The 12,075-nt window shown below is 45.1% G+C and carries 8 protein-coding genes; 4 read left to right on the forward strand and 4 right to left on the reverse strand.

Annotation, left to right across the window (positions count from 1 at the left end; all coding sequences use genetic code 11):
- Window positions 1–13 precede the first annotated feature (13 nt).
- On the forward strand, window positions 14–1,183 hold the full coding sequence (locus tag BSZ04_RS14220; RefSeq protein ID WP_231896316.1) for a sugar ABC transporter substrate-binding protein: 1,170 nt from the start codon (window positions 14–16) through the stop codon (window positions 1,181–1,183).
- Window positions 1,183–3,117 carry a sensor domain-containing diguanylate cyclase gene (locus BSZ04_RS14225; RefSeq protein ID WP_088880626.1) on the forward strand — a complete coding sequence of 645 codons (1,935 nt, stop codon included), beginning with the start codon at window positions 1,183–1,185 and terminating at the stop codon, window positions 3,115–3,117. Before BSZ04_RS14220 ends, BSZ04_RS14225 begins: the two co-directional genes overlap by 1 nt.
- A 119-nt stretch (window positions 3,118–3,236) precedes the next feature.
- Here the strand turns inward: BSZ04_RS14225 and dsdC are convergent, their stop codons facing one another.
- Window positions 3,237–4,181, reverse strand: coding sequence for a DNA-binding transcriptional regulator DsdC (gene dsdC / locus BSZ04_RS14230; RefSeq protein WP_088881605.1), 945 nt, complete (start codon window positions 4,179–4,181; stop codon window positions 3,237–3,239).
- Window positions 4,182–4,389: 208 nt separating this feature from the next.
- Here dsdC and dsdX point away from each other — a divergent pair, with 208 nt between their 5' ends.
- Both dsdX and BSZ04_RS14240 read left to right on the forward strand, forming a co-directional pair.
- A complete protein-coding gene (gene dsdX / locus BSZ04_RS14235; protein WP_038887587.1) occupies window positions 4,390–5,727 on the forward strand; it encodes a D-serine transporter DsdX in 1,338 nt (445 codons plus the stop codon).
- A gap of 15 nt (window positions 5,728–5,742) precedes the next feature.
- The gene (locus BSZ04_RS14240) at window positions 5,743–7,074 is read left to right on the forward strand and encodes a D-serine ammonia-lyase (RefSeq protein ID WP_088880627.1); all 1,332 of its coding nucleotides are present in this window, start codon (window positions 5,743–5,745) and stop codon (window positions 7,072–7,074) included.
- Between the two features lie 88 nt (window positions 7,075–7,162).
- Here BSZ04_RS14240 and cydC read toward each other — a convergent pair whose 3' ends face one another.
- The 3 genes from cydC to trxB form a co-directional block, all read right to left on the reverse strand.
- A complete protein-coding gene (gene cydC, locus BSZ04_RS14245; RefSeq protein WP_088880628.1) occupies window positions 7,163–8,884 on the reverse strand; it encodes a heme ABC transporter ATP-binding protein/permease CydC in 1,722 nt (573 codons plus the stop codon).
- Complete coding sequence (cydD, locus tag BSZ04_RS14250; protein ID WP_088880629.1) at window positions 8,877–10,664, reverse strand: heme ABC transporter permease/ATP-binding protein CydD; 1,788 nt, start codon at window positions 10,662–10,664, stop codon at window positions 8,877–8,879. Before cydD ends, cydC begins: the two co-directional genes overlap by 8 nt.
- 103 nt (window positions 10,665–10,767) lie before the next feature.
- Window positions 10,768–11,727 (reverse strand): thioredoxin-disulfide reductase, encoded by a 960-nt coding sequence (gene trxB, locus BSZ04_RS14255; RefSeq protein WP_088880630.1) that lies wholly within the window; start codon window positions 11,725–11,727, stop codon window positions 10,768–10,770.
- Window positions 11,728–12,075: the final 348 nt, after the last annotated feature.

Below are 12,075 nucleotides of genomic sequence, written 5' to 3' on the forward strand. Positions count from 1 at the left end.
TATGAGAACTTTAGTGAAAAATCTCTATCTGACAATCCTGTTCTGTTTATCTTCTATCGCTCATGGACAAGAGATCCAAGTGTGGAGCGGTATTGAATATTCAACGGTCGCTGAAATCAAAGAACGATTTGAAGCGGAGACTGGCAACACGTTGGCAATTCGAGAGTTTGATGTGAATAATATTCGCTCAGAGCTGTTGTTAGCGAAGCAGACCAGTATCACTTTTCCAGATGTTATTTGGGTGCCTTCCGATTTCTTGGGTTTACACGATTATTTTGACCTAGCAAAAGTACCATCTAGTTGGATAGATGAAGATAGCATGGAGCCCAAAGCTTTAGAACTAGTGACTGTTGATGGGGGCGTATATGGCGTGCCTTTAGGCTTAGGTAATCACTTAGTTCTATATGTGAATACTAAGTTGACTCAAGATGTTCAGCCCACTTGGGAGGCATTATTGGAAGAGGCTAAACGAGGCGAGTTTCCATTAGCCATGCAGTACCCAAATATGTATTTCTTGATGGCATTTGTTCCTATGTTTTCCGACTATCGGACGCAGCCAGTCACGGATATCGATGTAGGCGCGTTAGCGGCAGCGTTAAAGTTTTATGGAACACTTGCAACCAATAATATTGTGAAAGACAAGTGCACCCAAGATCAAGCTCGTGAGCAATTTATTAATGGTGAGGTGGCTTATCTCATTGATGGTGATTGGGCTCTTGGTGAGTTGAAGCAGCACTTTAGCAAAGAGCTTAGGGTCAGTAGCTTACCAACTTATAACAACCATCACATGCATTCATTAAGTGGTGGCAAGGTATTGGCTTTCAACACTGAGGCAATGGCTAATCCTGAAAAACGAAAAGCGATGCGCACTCTAGCTACTATTGTTCAAAAGCCAACGTTTATTGAAGATGTAATCATTAATCAGAATCTTATCTCTACCAATCGGTCAATTAATCGCAAATGGTATGACACTGACAGCACTTACTATAGTGATTTATATAAACAATTAAGTCCCGCCTATGCTATGCCAAGTACGGTAGAGATGGCAGTGACTTGGGAAGCGCTAATAAGAGGTTACAAACGCTATACAGCGGGAATGCCAGCCAAAGACGCCGCTCAATTTGTTGTCAAGTTCATTAATGAACACTCTCAACACATACATCAGCGTAGGAAGTCACTGTAATGGTCAGTTTACGAAGTATCTTAACCCTGATTGTGGTGATTGGCTCACTGCTACCAGCCTATTGGGTTGGTACCAGCATGATCGATAAACACCAAGAAGACTTACTAGCACAGAAAGCACTTAAGCTTGAAAATAGCAACCAAGGTATTCGAAAAACCGTCGAGGATGATCTTACCTTTATTGCAAACTTAACACGCTGGTATTCAAAAGATCGGCTTTTAGTTCAAGGTATGGACAATGTCCTGTATTCGAGCATTATTTGGCAAAAAATCCAAACGTTTGAAAAGTTGGCAACCAATGTCAGCGCTACTTACATCATCGACAAAAATTGGCAGCCAATGTATGAAAGTAATGGCTCGGTCTATCACCTAGAAGAGAGTAAGTTACTTCAGAAAATAAGAACTGCCGGAGATGTTTATAAGCAAGGGAAGATGCATCACACCACATACTTCGATGAGAGCTTAGTAATGCAAGGAGGACAAGCGGGAATCGCCTTTGTCAGCCCTCTGCTGCCTTACACTTTATTACCGAATTCGGAATATGAACCCCAAGGGTATTTGGTGGTTCTTATCTCTTATCAAGATCTAATGAAAGTATCGCAACCTTTCTTGTTCTCGCAAGAGAGTGTTGATTTTCATTATGGAAGTCTGAAGAAGGTCAAAGGGGAAGCTAATCGAAATCTCAGCATCATTGAAATAAACAGTGCGGGCTTTATGTCTCCTTTGACGGTAACAATGGTTCATACTTTCTCTGATCTAGCGAGGAACCAGGAGCTAACTAAGTCAAAGCAGCAGCTATTGAATATCATTATTGCCACATTAGTTGTGACCTTATGTATTGCCATACTAGTAAGCCGCTGGTTAACTCAGCCAATTAAAGAAATGGAATTGGTGGTCAGAAGCTTTAAGAACAACCAAAGACCCAATTTAGAATCAAAGCGGTATCAATTTAAAGAGTTCAAACAGCTAATGTCATTATTGGACTCTATGTGGTGCCAGTTAACTTCGAATATGGAAGAACTTGAAGTTCGAAACAAAGCACTTCGCCAAGCGAACCAGCAAGTTCATGACTCCAACGCACAATTGGCTGAGTTCAATCAAGGGCTAGAATTAATAGTTGAAGAAAAAACAGCTGAACTCAGAGAAATGCTGGCAAGAGAAGAAGCTTATCAAACGAAGCTAATGTCGCTAATCAACTTTGCGACTAGCCATGCAGGAATAGGGTACCACGCGATTCCTGGGGTGATTAATACAGGTTTAGATAAGCTATTCCCCAATACTGAAATGCGTTTTAGTTTTTATAAGGTGTCTGGTGAAAGAGTGAAGACCATGCGTTCTTCGACGGGTGCAACGTTAGGGTACTTTAATTATGGGCAAAGTGACCTCAACGAAGATGAGGTGATTTTGATAGAGTTATTTAAGAAACAGCTCTATTCGTGGTTAGAGTTAGAAGACTTCGCTAGACGCGATAAGCTATCTAAATGTTCAAACCGAAAAGCATTTGATGAAGATTTTGAATATGCGTGCCAGTGTGTCGCTCAATCAAAGTGGAAGTCGATGTCGATTCTGGTTGTAGATATTAATGGGTTAAAGAAACTAAATGATAGCTACGGCCATGACAGAGGTGATTTGCTAATTTCAAAGAGTACTCAGCTCATGCGAACCGCGTTAGATGATGAGTCTAAACTTTATCGTATAGGCGGTGATGAGTTTGCTGTGATTGCTAAGAACTGCGGTGTAGAGCAACTTGGCTGCTTAATAAATAAACTGGAGTCGGCTCAAGAAGATAAATGGATCGAGTTATCTGATAATCATCGTCATGCTATTCAGTTTTCTGTCGGTGGGGCTTCAAGCCAAACCGCAGCATTGGATAAATTGGTTTCCATTGCTGATGAAGAGATGTATTGCAAGAAAAGAGAGTTCTACTCAAGTTAAGCTCCTTAATCAATAAGACCTCGCCATCCGCGAGGTCTTTTTATATCCAGACTGCCATTATTCAGATTCAGCAAACAAGCCGAAGCTGACTCGAAGAATCAAGCATCTTGGCATATCCACTAGGGCTTTGCTTCCACTTCATTGAACAGCCAAGAAATAAAAAGCTCGAGCTTTCGAGAATGCTTTTCGTTAGCCGTAACGACATAATATTTCTGTTTGCATTGCAGAGTTTGGTTTTTAAAAGGCGTGATCAGTTCGCCGGATTTAAGTCGTTTTTCCACCAGCGATAATCGACCGATAGCAACGCCCGCATTATGCATTGCGGCACTAACGGCTAAATCGGAACGGTCGAATGAAATGCTTGGAATATCGTCAATGTCTGTTATGCCATTTTCCTTTGCCCACAGCGTCCATTCATCGTGATGGGAGTTGTAGTCCCATGCTTGGTTGTCGTGAAGCAGGGTGGCGTTTACCAAATTCGCTGGCTTTTCAAATAGGTTAAATTGTTCTGCATACGTTTGAGTGCAGACCGGGATGATCTCTTCGCTCATCAATTCTTTCGACCACAACTTTTCCGGCATTTGCTCATCGAAATAGATCGCGGCATCGATGCCATAGCCTTGGAAATTGACGTTCTCATTGCCAGTTAGAATATTCAGCTCTATGGAAGGGTGTTTTTGCTTAAATAGATACAATCTAGGTACAAGCCAACATTGGGCAAAAGAAGGGCGAGAGTAAATCGTCAGCTCTCCGGAGACTTCGCCATTTCTGACTTCCATTACCTCTTGATTTAACTCGTTGAGTGTTCTGTTCAAGGCGAGGTAAATACGTTCCCCTTCTTCTGTGAGCGTGATTTTTCGGTGAGAGCGGGTAAACAAGGCAATGCCAAGTTCTTCTTCGAGCTTGTTGATACGGTGAGAGATGGCGCTGGGCGTCATGGAGAGTTCTTCTGCCGCAAGAGAAAATGAACTGTGTCGTGCTGCCACTTCAAAAGTATGAAGCTTGGAAAGTTGAAAACTATTGATGCGTTGGTTCTTGGCGAAAATATTGTCTCTGGTGTACATGTGCGTTATTGAGTCGAACTTGATAGAACACATAATAACGGCGTTGTTATAGTTGGGCTCACCTATGGGTCGAAAAATTCACTAAACGTCGTGTAAATCACGCTTTTGTTTAAATTCACTTCATCTAAAGGTGAGTTTTGATCGTTTGTCAGGGCTATGGATTCCTCGTTTAATTGCAGTCAATTAAAACAACAACATAGGTCTGAACATGGAATCCAACCTTTGGGTCATTACTACCCTCATAACGAGTATCTTAATGATCGTTTTTGCGATCGTTAAGTTTAAACTCCATCCTTTTTTAGCGCTGTTACTCGCCAGTTTTTACGTTGGCGGGATGATGGGCATGCAACCTTTAGAGATGGTCAGTGCTATCGAAAGTGGCATTGGCGGAACGCTTGGTTTTCTTGCTGTCGTGATTGGTTTAGGCACCATACTTGGCAAGATGATGGAAGTGTCTGGGGCAGCTGAACGAATTGGCCTTACCCTACAAAAGATTCGCTGGCTATCACCTGAAGTCATTATGGTGTTAATCGGTCTTGTTTGCGGAATTACCCTATTCGTAGAAGTTGGCGTGGTGCTGTTAATTCCACTGGCTTTTTCGATTGCGAAAAAAACCAATACCTCACTTTTAAATCTCGCCATTCCGCTTTGTACCGCCTTGATGGCAGTGCACTGTATTGTTCCTCCACACCCTGCCGCATTGTTTGTGACCAATGAGCTTGGTGCTGATATCGGTTCTGTGATTTTCTATGGTTTACTCATAGGTTTGGTTGCGTCTTTAGTTGGCGGTCCGCTGTTCTTGAAGGTGATGGGCGCACGTCTACCTTTCAAAACTGTACCTGAAGAGTTCACCTCACTAGAAGTGAAAGATGAAGCGCAATTGCCATCTTTGGGGGCGACGCTATTCACCGTGATGTTACCCATTGCACTGATGCTGTTAAAAACGGCCGCAGAACTCAATATGGAACATGGCAGTGCGCTGTACACCACTCTGGAATTTATCGGCAACCCAATTACAGCAATGTTTATCGCCGCTTTTGTTGCTTATTACATGTTAGGTATTAAGCAGAACATGGGCATGAGTGTGCTGCTTGAGAAAACGGAAGGTGCATTTTCTTCGATTGCCAACATCTTGCTGATTATTGGCGCTGGTGGTGCATTCAACGGCGTATTAAAGGGCAGTGGCTTGGCGGATGTATTGGCACAGCTACTTTCTAATCTCGATATGCATCCGATCCTTCTTGCATGGCTTGTCGCGATTATTCTGCATGCGGCAGTGGGCTCTGCCACCGTTGCCATGATGGGCGCGACGGCAATTGTGGCCCCGTTACTCCCACTTTATCCGAACGTAAGTCCAGAAATCATTACTCTGGCTATAGGCTCTGGCGCAATTGGTTGTACGATAGTGACCGATTCGCTCTTTTGGTTGGTGAAGCAATATTGTGGAGCCACGATGACAGAAATCTTCAAGTACTACACGACAGCGACATTCATTGCCTCTTTTGTTGCATTAGCAGGCACATTCCTTCTGTCGTACATGATCTAATAAAGGTAAACAATAATGACTACGCATAACGTAAACGCACTAGTAGCAGAATTCCCTTTGGTTGAGCGACTCATTGGGTTAGAAGAGGTGGTTTGGTTCAATCCAAATATCACCACACTTGAAGAAGGTCTACCGTACGTTGGCTTAGGTGCTGCCAACATCAAAGACGCGAGTGAACGACTAAAACGCTTTGCTCCATACTTAATGAAAGCCTTTCCAGAAACGGCGGCTTCTAACGGAATTATTGAATCGAACGTTGTTGAAATCGACAAGATGAAGTCCTGCTTGGAAGCGCAATACGGCACTCAAATTCTTGGACGTTTGATGCTTAAAAAAGACAGTCATCTGCCTATTTCAGGTTCAATAAAGGCGCGTGGTGGCATCTATGAAGTGCTAACACATGCAGAGAAGTTGGCGATTGAAGCTGGGCTTCTAAGTGAAAGTGATGACTACAGCAAATTGTTCAGTGAAGAGTTTCGTCAGTTCTTTCAGCAGTACAGCATTGCCGTAGGTTCGACAGGGAATCTCGGCATGTCTATCGGCATCATGAGTGCAAAACTCGGCTTCTCGGTATCGGTTCATATGTCAGCGGATGCTCGAGAGTGGAAGAAAAACAAGCTGCGTTCTCACGGCGTAAACGTGGTGGAGTACGAGCAAGATTACGGTGTAGCTGTAGAGCAGGGACGCAAAGAAGCAGAGAAAGATCCAACTTGCTTCTTTATTGATGATGAAAACTCTCAGACCTTGTTCTTAGGTTATTCCGTTGCAGGCGAACGCTTGAAGCGACAGTTTGATGATATGGGTATCATCGTTGATGCAGAACACCCTCTGTTTGTTTACCTACCTTGTGGTGTGGGTGGTGGTCCTGGCGGTGTGGCCTTTGGCTTGAAGATGGCGTTTGGTGACCACGTTCATTGTATCTTCGCGGAACCGACACACTCTCCGTGTATGCTGCTTGGGGTACACACTGGCTTGCATGATGACATCGCGGTGCAAGATCTTGGTATCGACAATATTACTGCCGCTGATGGTCTAGCGGTAGGGCGTGCGTCTGGTTTTGTAGGACGAGCAATGGAAAGACTTCTTGATGGTTACTACACCATGACGGATGAGCGCATGTATCATCATCTAGGTGAGCTAAGTGAACAAGAAGACATTCGTTTAGAGCCTTCTGCACTGGCGGGCATGATGGGGGCAGTGCACGTTTCACAAGCCCAAGCTTACCAAGCTCGAATGCAATTTAGTGAAGATAAGATGAAGAACGCCATTCACTTAGTTTGGGCGACCGGTGGCGGCATGGTACCGGAAGAGGAAATGTCGGCTTATCTGGCCAAGTCAGGTCGTTAACGAATTTTGCACTTGTTATGGGAACAGCGAGAGCAAAAGAAAAGGGCTCATCAATTGATGAGCCCTTTGTTTATTTTGAATCCCAGTATTACAGAGATTGTAATAGCTGGTGGTAACGACCTTTCTCAGTTAGTAGCGCTTGGTGGTTACCTTGTTCGATGATCTCGCCTTGCTCCATCAAACAGATGTTGTCCATACTCTCTAGCTCAATCAAACGATGGGTGATAAATACCACGGTTTTGTTCGCAAAGTGCTCTTTGAACAGTTCCATTACCGTTTGCTCGGTGCGCTTGTCTAGACCTTCAGTTGGTTCATCAAGCAGTAGGATTGGGGCATCACGCAATAGAGCGCGCGCAATACCAATTCGACGCTTCTCACCACCAGACAGTTGACGTCCACCATCACCTAACCAAGCATTTAATCCTGGCTCTTCTAAGAGATTCGCCAAGTCCACTTTGGTCAGAATTTCAGCCAGTTTTTCGTCCGTGGCTTCTGGGGCTGCAAGCAGCAGGTTGTCACGCAATGTGCCATTAAGCACATCAACACGTTGGCTCACTACGGTGATTGCAGCGCGCAGATCAGATTCGCTCCAATCTTTTAGAGGCGCGCCACCGATGCTCACTTGCCCCTGGTTTACATCCCAGTAGCGACAAAGCAATTGAATAAGAGTTGATTTACCTGAACCAGTTTGACCAACAATCGCCGTTTTTGAGCCCAGTGGCAGTGATAGCGTGAGATCTTTCAGTACTTTTTGCTGACCATCAGGGTAGGTGAAATCTACCTTGCTGAACTCAATATCTAGCGGCTTATCTTCACGTTTAGATTGTTCTGGGAAGATAACGTCTGGTTCCGCTAAGGTGATTTCGTTCAATCGACGTGCTGATGTCAGTGTTTGACCTAGATATTGGAAAGCACCGGCGATTGGCATCAGAATTTCAAAGCTTGCCATGGTGGCAAATGCGAACAGCGCAATCCAAGGATCTGGCGCACGACCACCAACGCCATCCGCAGCAAACCACAGCATCGCAACGAGCGTTAAACCGTTCGCTAGCATCAGCAGACCAGAAGCCATGCCCGTTAGGTTAGCGTTGACGAACTGGTTGGATAGCAGTTGTTTTTGCTTTTCTAGAATTACATTACGGTAACGCTCTTCTGCACCGAATAGGCTCAGTTCGCTGTAACCTTGAAGCCAGTCCAGTGTCGCCACTCGCAGCTGCGCTTTATTTTGTGTGAGATGTTCGCCGTTATGTTTGCCCAGTTTGTAGAACAATACCGGCCATACCAACAGCATTACCGTCAGGATACCGCCAAGCAGTAGCGCAAGGTGCCAGTCAAAGAAAGCAAGCACTGCGGTTAGCGACAAGATGCCGAATACGCCAACAATAACAGGACTGATAAGACGCAAGTACACGTGGTCCATTGCATCTACGTCTGCCACTAGGCGGTTCAGTAGATCCGCATCACGCATGGTAGAAACGCGGCCAGGGATCAGCGGCGCAAGCTTCTTGAAGAAGAAGATGCGTAGATCAGTCAGTAGCTTGAAGGTTGCATTGTGGCTAACAACACGTTCGCCCCAGCGGCCAGCAGTACGCGCCATCGCAGCACCACGAACACCTGCGCCAGGCAGCATGTAGTTAAAGGTCTCACGAGCAATGGTCAAACCCGCTACAGCGGCTGCAGAGATAAACCAGCCGGACAGCGTTAATAGACCGACAGAAGCGGCCAGCGTTAGAAACGCTAGAAGCATCCCAAGGGACAAACCAAACCAGTGCTTTTTATACAGTTTTAGATAAGGGAGTAAATCACGCATCTAAGTTCCCCTTGTCTGATTCACGTTGAGCTAGGTTGGCAGCCAACATTTCTTTAAATAAACCATCTTGCGATGCCAACGTTGCGTAATCACCACGTTGGACAATTTGTCCTTGCTGCATCACCAAAATCTGAGACACATTTTGCAGTGGTGCCAATTGGTGAGTGATCATCAAGTTAGTGGTGTACTCGGTGTATTTACCGATGCCTTCCATAACCAGTTTTTCGCTTCGAGCATCCAAGCTGGCAGTTGGTTCATCAAGCAACCAAAAACGACCGTTTTGTAGCATCGCACGAGCAAGTGCAAGACGTTGTGCCTGACCAACAGATAAACCACCGGAGCGGTCAGAAATTTGGTAATCCAAGCCATGCATTTCAACAAACTCTGCGGCGTGAGAGTCGTTGAGTACTGAATGGACTTGTTGGTCTTGAATATCTAGCTTACCTAAGGTGACATTGTCACGAATGCTGCCGTGCAGAAGCATTGGGTTTTGTCCAATCCAACTGATGGCTTCTCGCCATGTAGATAAGTCCAGGTCAGACAACTCACAGCCGTTAATTTTCAAGCTGCCCTTGTATGGCATAAAACCAAGGATGGTATTCACTAAGCTGGTTTTACCTGCGCCACTTGGGCCGACTAGTGCTGTGCTTTGGTTGGCATCTAGGGAGAAGGATAGGGGACCGACAAGTTGCTTACCTTCAGGGCTGAAGATAACAAGATCGTTCGCTTCGATATAAATCGCTGCGTTTTGTTCAACAGCTTTGTGACCATCTTTTACTTGGTCAACGTCTAGCTCTAGGAATTCAACGATACTTTCTGCTGCACCTACCGCTTGTTGCTTCGCATGGTAGAAAGTGCCAAGGTCGCGAAGTGGTTGGTAGAACTCAGGCGCAAGGATCAGAATAAACAAACCGGAAAAGAGGGTTACACCAGCACCGTAGTAACCAAAGTTAAGTTCACCGATGTAGCTGAAACCGAAGTAAACCGCCGTAATCGCAATTGAAATCGAAGTGAAGAACTCAAGTACGGCAGAAGATAGAAAGGCAATCTTCAATACATCCATCGTACGTGTACGGAAAACTTCAGATGCTCCTTTCAAAGTTTCGGTTTCTGACTTAGTGCGGTCGAACAGACGAATGGTTGTCATCGCCTGCAAACGGTCATAGAAGTGACCTGAAAGACGCTGTAGCGCTTTAAAGTTCTTACGGTTTGCATCCGCGGCTTTCATGCCGACCAATGCCATAAACATAGGAACAAGAGGTGCAGTGACAAGGAAAATGAGGCCTGCCGCCCAGTTGATTGGGAAAACCACCACTAGGATGATGAAAGGTACCAATACAGACAACGACATTTGTGGAAGGTAGCGAGAGAAGAAATCTTGCATGTCTTCTACTTGTTCCAAAATCAACGTTGCCCAACTACCGGCTGGCTTGCCTTTGATATAAGCAGGACCAAGTTGGTGGACTTTATCGAGAATCAGTTGGCGAATGTAAACGCGGATCTGTTCGCCGCAACGGTAACCGGCAATTTCGCGTCCCCAAGTACAGGCTGCGCGACCGACAACGGTGACACCCAATCCGACGAAGTGCCAAATAAGTTCACTCTTGTCGACATGCTCGATGATTAATTGGTGAAGAATGGAGGCGAGCAGGGCTGCTTGAGCCAATAAAAACACGCTTGATAGTACGCCTAGGCCTATCGCAACCATCAGCCAGCGCTTGGCCAACTTACTCTGTTGCTTAAGCCACTTATTCAAGCTGCTTTGCTTTTTCTTATCCATTGTGAAGGCTTAATGATAATTGTTTTAATGAGGCGGTAGTATACAAAAGAAAACCCAGCGGGAATACCGCTGGGCTTTAAGGATATGACACAAATGTGAAAAGTTATTTGTCAGTAAGCGCGTCTAGGAAGCGTTCTGCATCCAATGCTGCCATACAGCCTGTACCAGCAGAAGTAATCGCTTGGCGGTAGTTATGGTCCATTACGTCACCTGCAGCAAACACACCTTCGATGCTAGTTTGCGTTGCATTACCTTCAAGGCCGGATTGAACGATGATGTAACCATCTTTCATGTCTACTTGGCCTTCGAAGATTTGCGTGTTTGGCTGGTGGCCGATCGCGATGAATGCCCCCATTACTGCCAGATCCTCAGTCGCACCGCTGTTAACATCTTTGATGCGAACACCTGTTACGCCCATGTCGTCGCCTAGTACTTCATCTAGTGTGCGGTCAGTGTGAAGAACGATATTGCCGCTTTCAACCTTATCCATCAGACGCTTTACAAGGATCTTCTCTGCGCGGAATGAATCACGACGGTGGATCAGATGAACTTCTGACGCAATGTTTGATAGGTAAAGCGCTTCTTCGACAGCTGTGTTACCGCCACCGACAACCGCCACTTTTTGGTTGCGGTAGAAGAAACCATCACAAGTGGCACAAGCTGAAACGCCGCGACCTTTGAATGCTTCTTCAGATTCAAGGCCTAGGTATTTCGCTGATGCGCCTGTGGAGATAATTAACGCATCACACGTGTACTCACCAGAGTCACCTTTTAGGCGGAATGGACGTTGAGACAATTCCACTTCGTTGATGTGATCGAACACGATTTCTGTTTCGAATCGTTCTGCGTGCTCTTTCATGCGCTCCATCAAACCAGGACCAGTGAGGCCTTCTGCGTCACCAGGCCAGTTTTCTACTTCAGTTGTGGTCGTTAGCTGACCACCTTGCTGCATTCCCGTTATCAGCACAGGGTTTAAGTTTGCACGCGCTGCGTATACCGCTGCAGTGTAACCAGCTGGGCCAGAACCAAGAATTAATAATTTACAGTGTTTTACGTCGCTCATTATGGCTCCATAGAGGGCTGAACATTTCATCCGATTGTATGGAAAATCGTAGTGCTTTAAAAGCATAAACGGATTGAGCTGATCGAATTATTGGTTATAGGTTAGAACTTGCTGATGTTTACGGAGAACTGTTTTCCGCTAGCATAAAATGCTGTTCATAGTGCAGAGTTCTAGTTTCAAATGCTGCCTGTTATCTAATTTGAATGTTTAAACTGGCATATGGCTACATTATAGATATGTATGTCGTTTTTTTGTTTTTGTTGAAGCTATCAACGTCAAATTCTGGCAATTGCAGAATATTTGCGTATCCTAGAATGTAAATTAAATGTTAATCAAATAAACCAGATG

It is taken from the genome of Vibrio rotiferianus (genome assembly GCF_002214395.1).
Classification (GTDB): Bacteria; Pseudomonadota; Gammaproteobacteria; order Enterobacterales; family Vibrionaceae; genus Vibrio; species Vibrio rotiferianus.

What these genes read in the sequence shown, in the direction of transcription:
- BSZ04_RS14225 (WP_088880626.1), top strand. Translation starts at nt 1,183, where the DNA reads ATGGTCAGTTTACGAAGTATCTTAACCCTGATTGTGGTGATTGGCTCA.
- dsdC (WP_088881605.1), bottom strand. Translation starts at nt 4,181, where the DNA reads ATGTACACCAGAGACAATATTTTCGCCAAGAACCAACGCATCAATAGT.
- dsdX (WP_038887587.1), top strand. Translation starts at nt 4,390, where the DNA reads ATGGAATCCAACCTTTGGGTCATTACTACCCTCATAACGAGTATCTTA.
- BSZ04_RS14240 (WP_088880627.1), top strand. Translation starts at nt 5,743, where the DNA reads ATGACTACGCATAACGTAAACGCACTAGTAGCAGAATTCCCTTTGGTT.
- cydC (WP_088880628.1), bottom strand. Translation starts at nt 8,884, where the DNA reads ATGCGTGATTTACTCCCTTATCTAAAACTGTATAAAAAGCACTGGTTT.
- cydD (WP_088880629.1), bottom strand. Translation starts at nt 10,664, where the DNA reads ATGGATAAGAAAAAGCAAAGCAGCTTGAATAAGTGGCTTAAGCAACAG.
- trxB (WP_088880630.1), bottom strand. Translation starts at nt 11,727, where the DNA reads ATGAGCGACGTAAAACACTGTAAATTATTAATTCTTGGTTCTGGCCCA.